Source organism: Paenibacillus aurantius (genome assembly GCF_032268605.1).
Classification (GTDB): Bacteria; Bacillota; Bacilli; order Paenibacillales; family NBRC-103111; genus Paenibacillus_AO; species Paenibacillus_AO aurantius.
In genome coordinates this window covers 2,140,019-2,157,462 of the sequence record NZ_CP130318.1, presented here as the reverse complement: position 1 = coordinate 2,157,462, position 17,444 = coordinate 2,140,019, and the positions used below count along the sequence as shown (strand labels likewise).

At 58.1% G+C, this 17,444-nt stretch carries 10 protein-coding genes; 1 reads left to right on the top strand and 9 read right to left on the bottom strand.

Going from position 1 to position 17,444, the window contains the following annotated elements; translation table 11 throughout:
* Nucleotides 1-58: 58 nt before the first annotated feature.
* The 8 genes from MJA45_RS09795 to MJA45_RS09760 form a co-directional block, all read right to left on the bottom strand.
* Nucleotides 59-2,236: a glycoside hydrolase family 88/105 protein gene (locus MJA45_RS09795; protein WP_315607077.1), complete on the bottom strand. Its 2,178-nt coding sequence runs from the start codon at nucleotides 2,234-2,236 to the stop codon at nucleotides 59-61.
* Nucleotides 2,233-3,570, bottom strand: a complete 1,338-nt coding sequence (locus MJA45_RS09790; RefSeq protein ID WP_315607076.1) for a Gfo/Idh/MocA family protein — start codon at nucleotides 3,568-3,570, stop codon at nucleotides 2,233-2,235. Before MJA45_RS09790 ends, MJA45_RS09795 begins: the two co-directional genes overlap by 4 nt.
* A gap of 60 nt (nucleotides 3,571-3,630) precedes the next feature.
* The gene (locus tag MJA45_RS09785) at nucleotides 3,631-5,172 is read right to left on the bottom strand and encodes an extracellular solute-binding protein (protein ID WP_315607075.1); all 1,542 of its coding nucleotides are present in this window, start codon (nucleotides 5,170-5,172) and stop codon (nucleotides 3,631-3,633) included.
* A gap of 30 nt (nucleotides 5,173-5,202) precedes the next feature.
* Entirely contained in the window at nucleotides 5,203-6,072 is an 870-nt protein-coding gene (locus MJA45_RS09780; RefSeq protein WP_315607074.1) for a carbohydrate ABC transporter permease, read from the bottom strand.
* The gene (locus MJA45_RS09775; RefSeq protein WP_315607976.1) at nucleotides 6,072-7,007 is read right to left on the bottom strand and encodes an ABC transporter permease; all 936 of its coding nucleotides are present in this window, start codon (nucleotides 7,005-7,007) and stop codon (nucleotides 6,072-6,074) included. The genes MJA45_RS09780 and MJA45_RS09775 overlap by 1 nt, the downstream gene beginning before the upstream one ends.
* 383 nt (nucleotides 7,008-7,390) lie before the next feature.
* Nucleotides 7,391-10,642: a pectinesterase gene (locus MJA45_RS09770; protein WP_315607073.1), complete on the bottom strand. Its 3,252-nt coding sequence runs from the start codon at nucleotides 10,640-10,642 to the stop codon at nucleotides 7,391-7,393.
* Nucleotides 10,643-11,007: 365 nt separating this feature from the next.
* Nucleotides 11,008-13,383, bottom strand: coding sequence for a glycoside hydrolase family 95 protein (locus MJA45_RS09765; RefSeq protein ID WP_315607072.1), 2,376 nt, complete (start codon nucleotides 13,381-13,383; stop codon nucleotides 11,008-11,010).
* A gap of 101 nt (nucleotides 13,384-13,484) precedes the next feature.
* Nucleotides 13,485-14,621 carry a DUF2264 domain-containing protein gene (locus tag MJA45_RS09760; RefSeq protein WP_315607071.1) on the bottom strand — a complete coding sequence of 379 codons (1,137 nt, stop codon included), beginning with the start codon at nucleotides 14,619-14,621 and terminating at the stop codon, nucleotides 13,485-13,487.
* Nucleotides 14,622-14,759: 138 nt separating this feature from the next.
* Here MJA45_RS09760 and MJA45_RS09755 point away from each other — a divergent pair, with 138 nt between their 5' ends.
* Nucleotides 14,760-15,173, top strand: coding sequence for an HIT family protein (locus MJA45_RS09755; RefSeq protein WP_315607070.1), 414 nt, complete (start codon nucleotides 14,760-14,762; stop codon nucleotides 15,171-15,173).
* Between the two features lie 10 nt (nucleotides 15,174-15,183).
* Here the strand turns inward: MJA45_RS09755 and MJA45_RS09750 are convergent, their stop codons facing one another.
* Nucleotides 15,184-17,430, bottom strand: coding sequence for a helix-turn-helix domain-containing protein (locus tag MJA45_RS09750; protein WP_315607069.1), 2,247 nt, complete (start codon nucleotides 17,428-17,430; stop codon nucleotides 15,184-15,186).
* Between the last annotated feature and the right edge of the window lie 14 nt (nucleotides 17,431-17,444).

Below are 17,444 nucleotides of genomic sequence, written 5' to 3'. Positions count from 1 at the left end.
ACGCGATTGGGCCAACGTGACACGTCTTCTCCACCTCTTCCCTGTTCCCTTCCTCGTCCTAAGCTTCTTCTCCGAGGCTGTTAAGCATGGCCTGAGCCTCGATTCCGGCCAGCATGACAATGCCGATCCCGTGCGTATCATTGAGATTCCAGCCGAGCTCATGCTTGTAATAAGCATGGGAGTGCGACCAGCTCGATCCTTTGCATACGCCGTATAAATTGCCGTGCTTGTCGATGGCCCGGGTGCACAGCCCCTGCCAGCCGTCCAGCACCGCCCGGGCATAGAGTGTCGGCTCGTCCAGCCATCCTCTGCGCACGCCCAGGGCAAAGCCGTAGATGAACATCGAGGTGCAGGACGCCTCCTCATAGGATTCGGGGTCCGTCAGCACCTGATGCCACAAGCCGCAGGAGCCCTGAAGCCGGGCGTAGCCCCCGGCCAGCTCCCGGTAGAAGCCGAGGATCGGACCGTACTGCTCATGGTCCTCCGGCAGCACGGACAGCAGAACCGCAAGCGAGAAGAACACCCAGCCGTTCCCCCGGCCCCAAGCCGTCCGTGAGGGCTTTCCGGCCGCCACATCATACACGTGGGACATGATCTGCCGGTCCTCCATGAACAAATACTTCTTATAGAGCAGAAGCTGACGGGCCGCTTCGTCCACGTACCGCGAGTCGCCCGACAGCTCGGCGTACCGGCAGAGGAAGGGCACGCTCATGTACATATCGTCGCACCACATCGTATTGTGCATGCTGGGGGAAACGCCGATCCGGCGGTAAAGCGCCCCGTCCTCCATCCGGTCCTGGACGTCCATGATGTAGCGGGAGATATCGTCCGCGCAGGCCCGCATCCCTTTAAGCGGCCGCACCCGGTCCGCGAGAATGGCCAGAGCCCCGAAGGAGCCGCAGTCGTCCAGACTGTCGATATGCGACAGCTGGTTGTTCAGCCCCGCCGCCCCGAAGCGTTCCCGGTCCCACAGGGAATAGGCATAGGCGGAGGTGGCGAACTCCACGTGGCGCGTCACGTAATCGGCCAGATCCGGCCGCTTCAGCAGGCGGCTGGTTTCCAGCAGCCCGAACAGGGTAACGCCGAGCGGATAATTCCAGCGCCCGAAAAGCTCGTTCTCCAGAAAAGGCCGGAGGAAAGCACCGGGCTCGTCCGTCGTCCAATAAGCCTTCCCGGCTGCTCCGTCAGCCAAGGTGCTCATATCCCGGTAGGCTTCCCCGGAAAGGTCCTCCCCTTCCGCAAACGGACCGAGATGAAGCCACGACCCCTTATAGCCGTGAACCTTGACCGGCGCTTTCCATGGTCCACTGTCCTCCCGTGCCAAGCCAAAACCCCAGCCTTTCGAGCCGCAGGTGCTGTAAGCCACGAGGTGGCCGCCCTTCGCTCCGGGCTCCAGCTCGAAGCGAAAGGGGCCTTCCTCGGCGGTGAAAACTTCCCGACCGTTCCAATCGAAGGTGACGGGACCGTAGGCGGTTCCCGCTACCGTAACGGCCTCGCTCCATTGGGAGCCGACCGGAACGGACGTCCAGGAAACCGCGCGGAGACCGGGCTGCCGGCCATACAGCCGGTCCAGCCGAAGCTCCCCTTCTTGCGAAGGGGAACGCTCCGGGTACCAGGCCGTCCCGGCCGTTTCCTCTGGCTGAGTCGTTGACGGAAGGAACGGAAGCGGCCGGTCCAGGGGCGCCGTATAGATCCATCCTTCCTCCCCTTCTCTTTCCACGGAGGGAGACAGGAACGCATACGGCTTGTTTTTGCGGTTGCCGGTCCCGAATTCAGCTCCGGCCCTTCCATCGTCGCCCATAGCAAGCTCAAGAACAAAGTGGTTCCACCCCCGCACGAGCTTGATCTTAAGCTTGAGCGGAGCGGCCGTCTCCCCTTCTTCCTCCCGGGAAGAGCCGAAGCGCTGCTCTCCGTTGTGGTACAGGCGGGCAGGCCCGTAGCATCTCATCAGAAAGATGAAGTCCTGGGGCTCTTCGATCCACAGCTTCGCCCAGGCATAAATCCGCTGGCCGGCACGCATCTCCGGGAATAAGGTGTTCACAGGGAAAGAGTAGGTATGGTTCTCCAGCTTGCGGATGCCGCTTGCCCGGGACACCCGGTAAACCGGAGCATGGGGCGGGTTCTCGCCTATGTAGCGTTGGGCCATGACCGTCAGGACGTGCGGGATGTCGGTCCCATGCGTCTGGCCGGCCATGCTTTGTTCCGGGTCGAAATAGCGGGTCAACGCTGCCGTCATCGTCCCTGGCCCCCTTCGCCGCTTATGCTCAGCGCGGGAGCAGGGCGGTTTCCGCCCAGCACCTCGTCGATGGTTATGGCGCGGTGTTCCTTCACCGACCGCCAGACGGCTTCGCCAGTGGAAACCGAATAAGCGCCGTCAACGGCTCCCGATAAAAGGCGGTAGGGTCGGCGGGCGTCCTCTCCCATAAACAAGTCCTCGAGCAGCAGAGGGTCCCCTCCCCCATGTCCGCCTTCCCGGTGAACCACGTGAATGGTTTCCTTGGAGCCGAATAAGGGGAAGTAATCGATCGTCTGAACCGGTGTCGGAAAAGGCGTGCGGGAGGGCATATGATACTCCAGCGTCTCCAAACGGCCTTTGGTCCCGTTGATGGCCAAACGGTACCCCTCGTACGGCAGGGAAAAGTTGACGGAATAGCTGAGCAGAGCCCCTTCGTTGTAGCGGACCGTAGCCGCATACGTATCTTCAATGTCAATCTGCGAGTCAAATATGCATTGATCCGGCCGGTAATCGGAATAGGGAAACCGGCTCTTTCCTTCGCTCAGGGAACCCAGATGGTCGTCCTGTACGCGCATCGTATGGCTGCGGGTATTCCAGCGCGAATAATAGCTGCACGCTTCCGTATCCTCGCAGGTGCTGCAGTGACGGCCGTCCACCTTCCGCGGGTTGGCCTCCCCTTCCGCCCCATAGTAGTTCAAGGCCCCGTAGGCGAAGACTTCCACCGGCTTCTGGCCGATCCACCAATTCACGAGATCAAAATGATGTGTGCACTTGTGGATCGACAACCCGCCGGAAAGCTCCCGGACGCGGTTCCACCGCTTGAAGTAGCTGGAGCCGTGATAGGTATCAAGGTACCAGTTCAGGTCAACCGATGTAATCCGGCCGAGCCTGCCCTCGAGCACCATTTCCTTGATCTTCGTATGAATGGGGGCGTACCGGTAATTGAAGGTGACCGTCACTTTCCCCTTGCTGTTCTTCTCGGCTTCTAGCACCCGTCTTGCATCCTCGCCGGTGGTGACCATCGGCTTCTCGGTGATGACATCCAGGTCGCGCCGGAGCGCGGCCATGATGTAGCGGGCATGGGTATCGTCACGGCCCGCGACGATAATCACATCCGGGCGGGTCTCGTCTACCATCCGGTCGAATTCGTTCTCGGAATAGGTCCCGATTCCCGCTTGTTCCGGATACCGCGTCCGGAACAGCTCGAACCGGGCGGGATCCCGGTCCAGCAGGCCAACCAGCTCGGAGCTTGCGGAGAAGGTCGTCAGAATCGGCTTGGCAAACATCCCGAGCCCCCGGCCGCTTACCCCGCAAATGGCATATCGTTTCTTCATGGATTTCCTTCCTTTCTATCCGATGGCAGCGTTTCGGTCTGCTGCAGGCTCTTCACCTGCTTATTTCTTTACTTTGGCGTACCATTCCTCGACGCGCTTCGTCACCGTGTCGCCTCCGGCTTTCTTCCAGCGGTCCACGAACTCATCGAATTTATCGAGCGGCCATTCCCCGATGGCGATCTTCGTCAAATACTCCTGGAAGAGCTTATGGGATTGAATGTCGGGGAAGCCTTCATAGACCTGGCTCGGGAGACCGTCACCGGCAATCCGCCGGGCATCCGCCGTGCTTACCACGAAAATGTCCTGAACCATCTTCTGCATATTCTCGGGAATCGTCTCCTTGATCCGGAGATCCATGTCTTCCTTGGTGGTCAGGTTGCGCATGCCGAGCGCCAGCGGACGGCTGTCCTCGGGCGGCAGCAGCACTTTTTTGCCGTCTACGACTTTATGCTGAAGGCCTTCGATGCCGAACCGGACGAATTCCTCGTTGTTCGAATCGTAGAAGAAATCCAGAAGCTTCAAAGCGGCAGGGGCTTTATCCTTCGCCGAAGTCGGAATGACCCATTCCGGCTCGCCCATGCTCTTCATGGTGACGAAGCCTTCGAAGCCGTTCACCTTCGGAACCGGCATCCCGACTACGTAAGCCTCCGGGGCCCCCTTCTGCATGGCGGTCAGCCGGTCGCGGAGGTTAGCCGGAAGGTGATACCAGCTTCCGACCAGGTTGTTGTTGATCTTGGCCGTCCATACATCGCCCTTGTTCAGGAACGTCTCATTGTCGAGCAGCTTCTCGGCATACAGCTCGCGGATGAACCCGATCGCCCCCTTCATGTTCTTCGTGACCCCGGCGTACTGGATTTTGCCATCATAAAGATCCCACTCCGGACTGCCCTCCCACATGGCAACCCCGTACATGCCGAACAAATGGTCCATCCACTTGCCGAATTCCCGCCCGGACGTCGGCAGCTCGTCCTTCTTGCCGTTTCCGTTAGGATCCTTGTCCCGGAAAGCCTTCAGCACTTCCTTGTATTCCTCCGCCGTCTTCGGCATGGTCATCCCGACCTTCTCCAGCCAGTCCTTGCGGATCATCGGCGCCCGCTCGGGAACCAGGAACACCTTCGGCACATAGTAGATGTGGCCGTCGGAGGAAGCCGACCGGACGATGTCCCAAGCTTCTTTCGGGATGTTCTTCCAGACGTTCGGCGCATACTTCGGCAGCAGATCGTCGAGCGGGAGAGCCCCGCCTTGCTTGATCAGCGTCTGCTCGACCCCGCCGATCGGGCGAAGAATGTCCGGCAGCTCATTCGAGGCAATCATCAGGTTAAGGGCTTCTGTCGGCTCCGAGCCCGGAGGGGTCGTGACCAGCTGGTATTCCACCCCCGTTTTCTCCGCGACATATTTCACATGGGCATTGTTCGAATCGGGAATACTGCCGACTCCCATATGGCTTTTGAACACCTTCACCTTTACCGGCTTGCCGTCTTCTCCCCCTCCATCCGCAGAGGAGTTCTCTCCTTTTTGCGAACAGCCCGCGAGAGCGGTGACTGCCAGCAGGGATGCGGCGGCCGTAACGGCGGCCGACTTGCCAAACAAACGTTTTCTCATGATATATACCTCCCTTTATTTATCAAAGCTTTACTCCTTGAGGGAGCCAAGCATCGAGCCTTTTACAAAATATTTTTGCAGATACGGGTAAACCAGAATGATCGGAATGGTAGCGAACAGAATGGTAGCCGCCTTAAGCGTCGTGGTGTTGAAATCATAATCGCCCAGAACCAGGTTCACCGCCGCCAGCTCCTCCGGAGATTGCAAATAGATGCGGAGCTTCATCTGCAGGGGCCATTTGTTGGGATCGCGGATGAAGAGCACCGCCCGCTGGAAGGTGTTCCAATACCCGACCGCATAGAACAGACTGACGGTCGCGAGCACCGGCTTGGACAGGGGCAGGTAAATCCGGAACAGAATGCCCGCATCGGTACAGCCGTCCATTCGGGCCGAGTCATCCAGCTCCGCCGGCATCCCCATAAAGAACGTTCGGATGATAATCATGTTAAACGTCCCGATCAGCCCGGGCAAGATAAGCGCCCAGAGCGAATTCATCATCCCAAGCTCCCTGACCGTCAGGAAGAACGGAATCATCGGCGCATTGAAAATCATCGTAATGATGATCCCCAGCATGAACGGCTTCCGGAACAGAAACTCCTTGCGGGCCAGAGGGAAGGCGGTCAGCACCGAGAAGAGCATGCTGAGGAACGTTCCCGCTACGGCGATGTAGACCGTGATGCCGAAGGAGGTCCAGAGGCCCCCGTTCTGCAAAATGTGTACCCAAGATGCCCATGTGAATTCGACCGGAAGCAGGAACACCTTCTTCGAATCGGCTGCGACCGGCGAGCTGAGCGAGACGGCCAGCAGATGGATAAGCGGCAGCAGCATCGTGGCGGCAGCAGCCGCCAGAAACAAGTAGTTTATCCCTTGGAACGTTTTTTCTCCCTTGGTCTGCTTCATCACCACAACCCCTGTTCTGTTTTTCGCGCCATCCGGTTAAAGATCCACAGCAGCATAAACCCGATCACCGATTGGAACAGCCCAATCGCGGTCGTTACGCTGTACTGCCCTTGAAGAACCCCTGCCCGGTAGACATACGTTTCGATAATATCCCCGACCGAATACGTCATCGGCGTAAGCAGGTTATAGATCTGGTCGAACCCAAGCTCGAGGAAGTTGCCGATGTTGAGCAGGAACAGCACGAGAATGGTTGGAAACATCGTAGGCAGGGTGATGTGGATGGTCTGCTTCCACCGGCTCGCCCCGTCCATGACCGCCGCTTCATACAGATTCGGGTTGATTCCGGCGATGGCGGCCAAATAGATGATCGTGCCCCAGCCCACGTCCTTCCAAATGGCGGACAGCACCACGATGGTCCGGAAATACTGCTGCTGCTGCATGAAGAGGACCGGCTCCAAGCCGAACCACCCGCGCACCATATTCGCGATTCCTTGATTGGACAACAGCTCGAAAACGATTCCCCCGACGACCACCCAGGACAAGAAGTGGGGAAGATAGAACAGGCTCTGCACCACCCGTTTAAAAAACATCCGCCGCACTTCGTTAAACAAAAGCGCCAGGATGATGGGGGCGGGGAACCCGAAGACGAGGTGGTAAAGGGCGATGGTCGCCGTGTTCCTCAGCACCAGGTAGAAATCCTGATACGTCATGAGGTAGCGGAAATTATCCAAGCCCACCCAGGAGCTTCCGGTGATCCCCTTAAAGATCTGGTAGTTCTGAAAGGCAATGACGCTGCCCGCAAGCGGAACATATTTAAAAATCAGAAAATACAACAGTCCGGGAACGATCATGACATACAGCATCCAGTGCTTCCGCATATTGGCGAGATACCGGTTCTGTACCGACTTGGCGGTTCCCGCCGCGCTGCCTGTCATTCCGCGCTTTGAATCCGTATACAACTCTGCCACTGGCGCAGGCCTCCTTCTTTTCGGTTAGGCCTATCGTACCTGCCCGGGCGTCCTCCTTCAATCGTTCAATCCTCCAGGGGATGAACCGATCCGGGATTGGACTATTTTGGTGCGTTTGGACAGCCCGCCATCCTTGGTTATCCCTTTCCTTGCTTGGCTTATTCTCATAACTCGTTAAGGCGGGCCGTCCCCTATGCTTCTTCAAGCCGATTGGCGGATTGGTTGATGTCCTGTTGCATCGGTTAATGAGGACAGAGACCGTGGATGCCGGAAAAAAGGCTGCCCGGTATCGGACAGCCTCGAGAATAAGGAATCATGTTCGTTCCCGAAACGGAAACGTGCGGGCAAGCTTATAGTTCCGCTTGTTCTACTAGATAGAGAAGGTCCTCCCTTATCTTCCGGACGAAGGAGGCATCCGCCTGGCTGCCGGCCAGGGCCGACAGTTCCTGTTCCAGGGCACGCAGGACGTTAGAAGAATTCTCCTTACCCTGTTGGGCCTGGTTCACCTTGGCGAGGAGGCTGTTCAAGACTCCTTTATCGAAGATAAGCCCATCCGCATACGCAGCCTCCAGAGCTTCATCCAAATGGTCGAGGTTCCTTACCAGAGGCGTTGTCACTTTAAGGGAAGCGGACGGAGGTGATTCGCCGGTTGCGTTTTTGGCTTTAACCCAATAGGTATACTCCACCCCAGGCTCTACGGTCCGGTCGTAGAAGGTCTCAACCTTCGCGTACCCTACGGACTCGGCGGGCCGCCCGGCGGACTCCCGGTAAATGTTGTACTGCGGAGAAGGATCATCCACGGTCCAGATAAGGCCGACGAACGTTTCCCCTTTCAAGCCGCTGCGCAGATCGGTCGGGGCGGCGGGCAGCGGCATGGAAAGCTCCAAAGTAGGGGAAGGAGGAGATTCCCCCTTCTCGTTAACCGCCGTCACCCGGTAGCTGTAGCCGCTGTTTCCGGCGCTGACGCTATCGTCGATAAACCGGGGTTCCGGGGTGCTGGCAAGGAAGGAAAAGTCATTGTCGCCCTGTGCCTTCCGGTAAATCGAATAGGTTTCCGCATATTCGGCCGGCTTCCATTCCATCGCAAAGGAGGTGGTGGTCACCTCTCCTGCCGTTAGTCCCTCCGGAGCTTGCGGAACAGGGACGGCCGGCAGGGTAACTGCCTTAACAGAATCGGACCTTGCCGATTCCCCTCCCGCCGACCTGGCGGCGACCCGATAATAATAGGTTGTCGCGGGGTCGACGGATTTATCGGTATAATGGGCGGCCGTGGTGGTGCCGATCGGCTCATAAGCCCCGTCGGGGGCGCCCGATCGGAATATTCCATAGCTGACGGCACCCTCTACGGGTGTCCAGGCCATTTTGACGGAAAGGCTCTTCGCCTCCGTAATCTTCAATCCGGCCGGTGAGACCGGAGCAGGCTGGGACGCATCGTAGACCGGTACTTCCACACCGCCAGACAGAGGGGACTCCCCTCCAGCGTTAAGCGCGGACACCCGGTACCGGTAGACTCCGCCGAAAGCCGCGCCGTCGTCCGTAAATTCAGGCTTTGCCGAGCTTCCCACCGCCTTGAAGTAAGGATCCGTCGGGGTGGAGCGGTAAATCAAGTAAGCGCCGGCTCCGCTTGCCGGCTGCCATCCGAGGGAAACGGCCGGCCCCTCCGTCCTTTTCCCCTCTAACCCGGCGGGGGGAGCCGCAGGGGGAGCCGTTCCGGGATCGGTCGGCTTCAGAATAACGAAGTAGTTCATGGAGGACGAGCCGTTATTGGCCCCCATGACGACGTGAGCTCCAGCCGGATAATGCTTCTTGAACAGGTTGAAGGTGATCGGCTGATCGTCCGCAATGGTAAGCCCCGTGTCTTCGTAGGCCGAGCTCAGCCATTCGGGCTTGGACGATATGCGTGCATCGTGAGCGACATAGACGTCCGTATCCGCGGCCAGGTAGAACGAGACCACATCGGGATTGGTGGCGCTCCTGGAGGCGACGGGCGACCGGAGCCATTCCATCCCCTTCAAGGAATCCGGGATGGAAGCGAACCGGTATACCTTGCTTCCGGTCATCCGGTCCCCGGCTACCAAGTCTCCGGCTTGCAGATTTTGCTGAATCGACCAGTTGGCGGCGTTGGCGGCGCCATTGCTGCTGTTGTCCGTTATGACCACATTTCGCACCGTTTTCCCATCCAGGGTTGGCACCGGCACCGGTTCCGGCTCTTCCACAGGGATGGCGGGCGGCTCGAACGGCGTGCCTGTCCAAGCCGGCGGGGAGGTGGGGTAGTTCCCGGGGAACCCGGGTGCCGCGAGCTCATTCAGATATTCTTCCAGGTTGGTATAGCCGTCACCATCGCGGTCTCCGTTCCGGTCCTCCGGATCGGCTGGATTAAGCCTATGGGCCCTTTCCCATACGTCAGGCATCCCGTCACGATCCGTATCGGCAGGGGCAGTTCCCTTCCTTAGAACCGGAAACCCGCCGGCATCCTGTTCGTTTCCGATAATGGCTCCGGTTTGCTTCATGACGCTGTCGATGACACGCTTATCGACCGCATCGCGGTTTAGGGAAGCGCCGGAATGCTTCAGTACAAGCTCGTAGGCTTCCTCGGGTTTCTGCGTATGGACCGGAGGATATTCGAAGCGCTCCGTCACCACGATACTCGGCCTTTCCGGCTCGATCATGCCGGTCCCGGTGTCCGTTCCGTCCAGAACGCCGTTCCGGTTGCTGTCGATCCGGTTATCGGCCAGATACACCTGATAATTCTCGTTGCCGCGTACCACGGCGTAATCGGGATTCGCGGAGTTGATGCCGGCGATGAAGGTATTGCCGACAACGTTACCGAAGCTCTTCGTTCCCGATTCTCCGCCGGCTACATAAGGGAAGCTTCCCCAGTTGTAGATGATGTTGTTGACGAAATCGATTTGGCCCTTGGTTTTGGGGTTGCGGTCGTTGTTGTGGGCATACAGGTTATGGTGCATGGTGATCGTGTTCATCTCGATCAATCCGCCCATGGAGTGGGTGAGCAGTCCTTCGGAGATGATGGACCACTGTACGGAAATGTTTTTGGATTTCGGATGATCATAATCCTTGCTCTTGATGGACAACACTTCATCGCTTCCCCACGAGAAGGAGGAGTGGTCGATCATCACGTTCTGGCAGTCTTCAAAATACATGGTGTCGTCCTGAAAGCTCTGGTGGCCCATGCGGAAACGCAAATAGCGGACGACGATGTCGCTGCAGTTAATAAACCGGATGTTGTTTCCGCGGATGGTCACCCCATCCCCTGCGGCCGTTTGGCCGGCGATGGTAATGTTGGCCTTGTTCTTCACCACGATCTGGGGAATGGTGATCTCCCCGGAAATGTCGAATACAATGGTTCTCGGTGTGGCCCCCGCTGTCAGAAGCGCATCATGAAAGGTACCCGGACCTGTCAGCTCATAGCTCGTCACATGATAGACCTCTCCTCCCCGACCGCCTGCCGCCGCATACCCGAAGCCTTCCGCTCCCGGGAACGCCGGCAGCCTGTCATATCCCGCATGGGCGGCGGGAGTCGGAAGCTGCCAAAGGGACCAAACCATTACGAGGCTCATCAGGAGCCCCAGCCATCTTTTCATCGTTTACCTCCTGCTCAATAGAATGACTTCGTAACCGCTTACAATCAGCGTCCGGTTATTCCGTTTTTCCGTTCCATGGTTCGCCTCCCTTCCCGTTATACCGCCATCTTACTTTTCGCAGCGGGCGGGTTCAATGGCCCGTTTCTCCATCCCATGCACAAAAACGATTCCCCGCCCCCAGCCGGAAAAAACGCGAAACGGCAAGGGTTTCTGCGGTTTCGGCTCACTCGCTGGCGGATCGGTTAACCGCCTCCTTGAAGCCAGTCTGCCGGCCCGGCAGCCCAATTTGCAACAAAAAAGATGGAGCGGAAGATTCCCTCCCGCTCCATCTTTATCAATAGGCAGTTCGTTGTTTACCTAAGCCGTTACGCACGCCGAAGCGTGTAGGTTCTTCCCGCAGTCGTTTCAAAGAACCGTCTCCCGTTCGCCTCCGTTTGCCATTCGATTGGGACTCCGTCTTCTTCGGCCTGCAGGTCAGGCTCCCCTTCTACGAAGCATCTTTCCCCGTTCAGGGAACGGAGGTCCGCCCGAGTGAGAGAGCCTTCCTTCCACTGCAAACCGACCTCAAAGCCTCCCCGCGCCCGCAGCCCTTTCACTTCTCCCTCCCGCCATTGCGGCGGGAGGGCCGGCAGCAGCTGGATAGCCCCCGTGTGGGACTGCATCAGCATTTCGGCCACTCCGGCGGTAAAGCCGAAATTCCCGTCGATCTGAAAAGGAGGATGGGCGTCGAACAGGTTAGGGTATACTCCTCCACGGTGATGACCCTCCCTGCCTTCCTCAACCAGCTGCAGGAGGTTCGAGATTAGTCCCCACGCGCGGGTTCCTTCCCCGAAACGGGCCCATAAGCAGATCTTCCAGGCAAGGCTCCACCCGGTGCCCTCATCCCCGCGCCGTTCGAGGGAGCGTCTCGCCGCCTCGTACCATCCGGGCATTCCATCCTTGGTCAGCTGCCGGCCCGGGTAAACGCCGAACAGATGGGAGACGTGGCGGTGATGAATATCCTCGTCCTCCCAATCGGAGGACCATTCCTGCAGCTGCCCGTGCCTCCCGGCCTTCAAGGGAAACAGCCGGCTCCGGGCATCCAGGAGCGTCCTCCGGAAGTCCTCATCCGTATCCAGCACCTCCGACGCTTCGATCCCGTTCGTAAACAGATCCCAGATCAGCGCCATATCCATCGTGGCCGACGAGGAAACGGCAGCCTTCTGCCCGTCCTCCGTCACGAATTTATGCTCCGGAGACGTGGAGGGGGAGGTGGTCAACCGCCCTTGCTCATCCGCGACAAGCCAATCCAGGCAGAAGAGCGCCGCTTCCTTCATGACCGGATAGGCCGTCTCGCGCAGGTACTCCTCCCCTCCTCCGAACGCATAATGCTCCCACAAGTGCTGGCTCAGCCAGGCGCCCGCCATGGGCCACAGCGCCCAGACCGGATCGCCGTGTCCGTAGTCCCCGACCGGAGCCGTCAGTCCCCAGATATCGGAGTTGTGATGCGCCGTCCATCCCCGGCAGCCGTAATTCACCTCGGCTGTTTTCCTGCCGTTATGCGACAGGTTCTCTATGTAGTCGAGGAACGGCTGATGGCACTCGGCCAAGTTGCACGTTTCGGCCGGCCAATAGTTCATTTGCGCGTTGATATTAAGCGTCCAGTTGCTGCTCCACGGCGGCCGGATCTCCCGGTTCCAGATTCCCTGCAGGTTGGCGGGCTGCGTACCCGGCCGTGAGCTGGCAATCATCAGATACCGCCCGTACTGAAACAGAAGCTCCACGAGCCCGGGATCCCTCGCCCCCTCTTCCGACACGCGGGCATCCGTCGGCAGATCGGCCGCTTCCTTCCCGCCCCCGAGCCGCAGCTCCACCCGGTCGAACAGCGACCGGTAATCCTCCGAATGGCCCCGCAGCAGAGCCTCATAGGGCTTACTCATCGCGGCCATCAAACGATCCGCATTTACCCGGCTCAAGTCCTCCTGGTTTCTTCCCGGGGGCTTGTCATACCCGTTGAAGCTGGTAGCCGCCGTAAAATAGAGCGTAGCCGTCGTCGCTCCCTTAACGCGGAGACCCGTCTCCTCTGCCCGGAAGCTTCCCTCCTCAAGGCGGACGCTCACTCTTCCTTCGAACAGCATGGCCCGGCTTGTCCCCCGATCTCCATAGACAACAGGCTGCTCCCTGTCGTAATAATTAGGATCGACATGCTCGGGGGCCGTCCCCCTTATGACGAGCTCCCCATCCTCCGCCGCCGTTTCATAAGGAAGCAGGCTGTCCAGTTTTACTATAAAATGAAGAGAACCGGGCTTAGTCGCCTCCAGACGCACCACGATCACTTGATCGGGGTACGAGGCGAAGTAACGACGCCTGTAGGTCACGTCTCCTATCCGGTATTCGGCATTCGCCGTCCCCGATACCAAATCCAGTTCCCTTCGGTAGCCTGCCGCTTCGCCCTCCGCTTCCTGGTGGATCCACAGATCGCCCAGCGGCATATAGGACTGGGTGTAGGGCCCCATCATCTCCCGGCTCCTCCGGTCAGCCTCTTCGTACCGGCCCTCCGCTATCAATCGGCGAACCTCCGGAAGCACCTTCCGCGCGTTGGGGTTGTTTCCGTCCTTTGGGCTTCCCGACCACAGCGTATCCTCGTTCAGCTGAAGGCGCTCCTTCTCGATCCCTCCGAACACCATGGCTCCAAGCCGCCCGTTTCCGATTGGAAGGGCTTCGGTCCATACCCGGGCGGGATTTTCATACATAAGCTTCATCCTGGCACCTCCTTAACAAGTCCTTCCCTGTCAATAAACCATAACCCCAGCCCTTTGTACAGGTAATAGCAGGTATTCCGGTTTCGGGGCTGGGGAGCGGCTCAACCCGGTATCGCCTTGTCGATCGCAACCGGCGCGCCGGACCAGGCTTTGCGGGCGGTCCAGTCCGCTTCTCCCTGCCAGAAGGGGGCATCGGGAGATAATCCGAGCGCGAGGAAGACCGTGGTGCACAGGTAGAGGCTTCCCGTTGATATGTAGGCTTCGCCCGTCTCCGGCTGCCGGCCGGCAAAGCCGATCGTAAGCCAGCCGTTCTCATCGAAGGTCCCGGGCATCTCGATCTGCCGGCGGATCACCGCCGTTAACGCGCAGCGGACCTGGGCCGGCTCGACCTCCACGGGAAGCTGCTCCCGCAGGGCCATGAGAGACAGGTGCTGGAACGCTCCGAACCGGTACGCCAGCGATCGGCCGATGGGCGGATAAGTCCCTTCCGGCGAGATCAGCCGTTCTTGAACGGCCGCATACCGGACCGCCCGGGTGATGACCTTGTCGCGCAGCCCCTTCCACTCTCCGTATTCCTCTCCGACCGCATCCAGAATGTCCACCAGCATGGGCTGAATGACAAAGCTGTTGTAATAATCCCAGTGAAAAGCCGGCCCATCACCGTAAGCCCCATCCCCTGCGTACCACTGTTCATGCTGGCGGAGGGCATAATCCACCCGCATCCGGTCCCAGGCATGGCCCATCCGGTACAGCGCGGTTTCGATCATGGCGCTGAACAGCAGCCAATTGTTGAAGCCCGGCCGGATCACCCTTGTCGATAGCAGGGCTGCACCCAGATTCTCGCGGACATGCGGGGCCAGCTTCGCATAAAGCTCCTGGGGAGCCCTCAGCAAAGCGTGAGCAAGGAAAGCCGCATCCACGAGCGGCTGGCTTCCCTTGTCAAAGTTCATAAAGTCCGGGGAAGCCGGATCCGTGGCGGCATCGATCGCTTCTCGGGCGAGCCCGGCGAGCCGCTCCCTCAGCTTCCCTTCTTCCCCCGTCCGGCTGCCGGTCTCGAGCCAGGGGGAGATGCCGGCCAGAGTACGGCCCAGCGCTTCCAGGTGGGTACAGGACGACCGGTCCCCGGTTTTGCCTTCGACCGGCATGACGGCACGCAGCCTTCGTTCGGCCAGCGACTGAAGAACGGGTTCTGTGATGCGCTGCAGCGTTTTAATCCAGTAGGATCGATCTTGGCCCATATTTGCCCTTCTCTCTTCATATGAATTCGCTTACAAAACTAACTATAGAAAAATCCCGCTTTGAAAGCAACAACAAGGAATACGGGACAGAGGAGTCGAATAAGCAAGACAGATTATCTCTAGGAGGAGGGAACCCGCATGGAATGTTTGGGATGCCGGATCGCGAACGGAAGGGAGCCCGGCGTAAATACGGTGTATGAGAATGAGCTCCTGGCCTGCGTCCTGGATATCGCCCCTTTTAATGAAGGACATGCTTTGATTCTCCCCAAGCAGCATTACTTGGATGTGGAAGAAATGGAATCCGAAACGGCCCACGCTATTATGGAAGCTTCGCAAAAGCTTTCCCTTGTGCTTAAGAGCTTGTTCAGCCCGGATGGCATAACCATCTGCCAGAATGGAGGCAAGTTTAACGACCTCACCCATTACCATATGCACGTGATCCCCCGTTACGAGGGCGATGGATTTACGTGGAGCGAGCCTATTCATCCGCATGGAGCGGAAAAGCGGTTAAGCCAGACCCGGGACAAGATGGCAAGGGCGTTAAGCCGTTAAGCCGTTAAGCCTAAGCCCGGGCGGCGACCATCATTTTGCGGTACTGCGACGGGGAAAGCCCGGTGTTGTCTTTGAACCAGATGCCAAAATAATGAGGATCCTCAAACCCTACCCGATCCGCTATCTCCTTTATTTTATGGTTCGTCTCGATCAGATTCCGTTTGGCTTCTTCGAGGCGGACTCCTCCCACATACTCTACAAACCCCACGCCCATCTCTTTCTTAAACAGGTTGCTGAAATAGTTGGCGGTCAGCCCAAGCTGCCGGGCCACGTAGTCGACGCTCAGCCGGGATAGGCCATACTCGCTGTGGATCATCTCAAGCGACTTCATGATGTTCGGGCTGCGCATTTGGCTCTTCTGAGGGGCGGCCCCCAGATGCTCGTGCAGCAGCAGCAGAAAATCCCGGAAGCTTTTCTCAAGGGGCTCCGCCGAAAGCCGGCTGTCCAAATTGTGAAACACTTCGCGGACGGCCCTCTCGTTCACATTGCCGTATTTCAAAGCCTGCTTGTAGAGATAGTGATACATGGCTACCAGGAAAGTCGTCATAATCGAGGGGGCCAGATGGTTGGTTTTGGCGTAATCCCTCAGCTCGCTCATAACCGCTTCACACTGCTCATAATCCCTTTCATCGATATAGAAAATGAGCCGGTTCTCGAAGGATTCGGGGTATTGGGTCTGCAGGGAGTCCTCGGTCCGGTAAAGAATGGCCTCCTCGCTCATACGCTCCCGCACCGCGTACTTCATCAGCGTCCGGGCCTCCTCGTACGACGTTTTGATAAAATCGATATGGTCATACGCATTGCCGACGAAGGCATAGGCATTCAGGGACAGGGCTCCCCTCAATTCGAGCAGCAGTTCATCGAGCAAGGGGAGGACGGACTCTTCGGGGCTGTTAAAAATCAGGCAGAACTGATTAAGCGAAACCGAGGTCGACAGAACCGGACAACGGGCTTCATAGCGGGACAAAAGGGTTTCGGCCCTTTCGGCATCTTCTTCGGCAGGCGGGCCGTGCAGATAGAGCAGGGCAACCTGAAAAGGTCCTTTCTCCAGGGCGAAGCCAAGCCTCTGTTCAAAATCCTTCCGCTGTTCGTCCGTCAGGCTTCTCTCGAGCAGGGAGCGGAAGAACTTTTCCCTCATGAGGGGGACGCCTTCCCGGATCGTGTCCAGCATATGGTTGTAGGCACGCCCGAGAAGACCGAACTCGTCTTGGTAATGGGCCTGAAACTTGGCACCCAGGTTGCCGCGCTCGACCTCGCGGATCAGCTTCACCATTTTGCGGATGGGCATGGAAATGGTTCGCGAGATGAGGCCGGAAACGATAATCATGAGCAGAAGGGAAAGGGAAAGAAAGAGAATCCATAGGCTGTTGACCCTCGTTAAATCTTTAAGCAGCAGGTCCAGCTTGATGGCATGAATAAACACCCAGTTCGTAAGCGGATATTGGATATAGGCAACAAGGTAAGAGTCGCCTTCATAGGTTTGGATGGTATATCCTTTCGGTCCGGTCAGTTGGCGGAGATCCAGCGACTGGGTGATGCCGTCTTTCGCTCCTCCCGTTGAATACAGGAAGCCGTTTGCATCCGCGACGCTGCTTGCCCCTTCCGACAGATTGGAGGAAGACAGGAACTTGTCGAAGATTTGGGGAGAGATGACGACCACCAGGTAACCGAGCAGGGACAGATCGTTTTTGTTGTAGACGGCTTTGAACAGGACGACGGACGACTCCTCCCCCCTCCACTTGAGGAAGGACCAATAAGGGGCTCCTCCTGATTTTTGCGCGAGCTCATACCATCCCTGGTTGACGAAGTCTTCGCTGGTCAAATAACCCGGTGTCATCGACAGGCTTACATTGGTGTTAAAAACATTCTTATACCGGTCCACCAGATAGATGCCTTCCAGCCCGTAAACGTTGTCCCACATTTCCCGGATCTGACTGTAAACATCATTGTAGGCCCTAATGCGTTCTTCCCCGTCCAGCTCATTCAGGTTGCCCTTAAACCTTTCCTGGATGCGCTGGGAATAGATCAGCACCTGGGAGGACTTCTCAATGCTTTGCAGATAATTGTCCAGGCTTCCCGTGTAAGAGTCAATCTGCTGCTGAATGACCCCGCCCTCCCTTTCCACGATCATGTTGCGGATGAAGGTGGAAGACAGTAAGGCAAAAGTAATGAGGGTGAGCAAGGAGACGAAGGCAAAGGAAAGCCAAAGCTTCCGGGCGAGCTTCAAGTCGTGAAATTTGCGCATGAAAGCATTCATGTTCCGTCCATCCC

Coding starts and splice junctions, on each gene's coding strand:
- MJA45_RS09755 (WP_315607070.1), top strand. CDS start 14,760: ATGGAATGTTTGGGATGCCGGATCGCGAACGGAAGGGAGCCCGGCGTA.
- MJA45_RS09780 (WP_315607074.1), bottom strand. CDS start 6,072: ATGAAGCAGACCAAGGGAGAAAAAACGTTCCAAGGGATAAACTACTTG.
- MJA45_RS09750 (WP_315607069.1), bottom strand. CDS start 17,430: ATGAATGCTTTCATGCGCAAATTTCACGACTTGAAGCTCGCCCGGAAG.
- MJA45_RS09765 (WP_315607072.1), bottom strand. CDS start 13,383: ATGAAGCTTATGTATGAAAATCCCGCCCGGGTATGGACCGAAGCCCTT.
- MJA45_RS09770 (WP_315607073.1), bottom strand. CDS start 10,642: ATGAAAAGATGGCTGGGGCTCCTGATGAGCCTCGTAATGGTTTGGTCC.
- MJA45_RS09760 (WP_315607071.1), bottom strand. CDS start 14,621: ATGGGCCAAGATCGATCCTACTGGATTAAAACGCTGCAGCGCATCACA.
- MJA45_RS09795 (WP_315607077.1), bottom strand. CDS start 2,236: ATGACGGCAGCGTTGACCCGCTATTTCGACCCGGAACAAAGCATGGCC.
- MJA45_RS09785 (WP_315607075.1), bottom strand. CDS start 5,172: ATGAGAAAACGTTTGTTTGGCAAGTCGGCCGCCGTTACGGCCGCCGCA.
- MJA45_RS09790 (WP_315607076.1), bottom strand. CDS start 3,570: ATGAAGAAACGATATGCCATTTGCGGGGTAAGCGGCCGGGGGCTCGGG.
- MJA45_RS09775 (WP_315607976.1), bottom strand. CDS start 7,007: ATGACAGGCAGCGCGGCGGGAACCGCCAAGTCGGTACAGAACCGGTAT.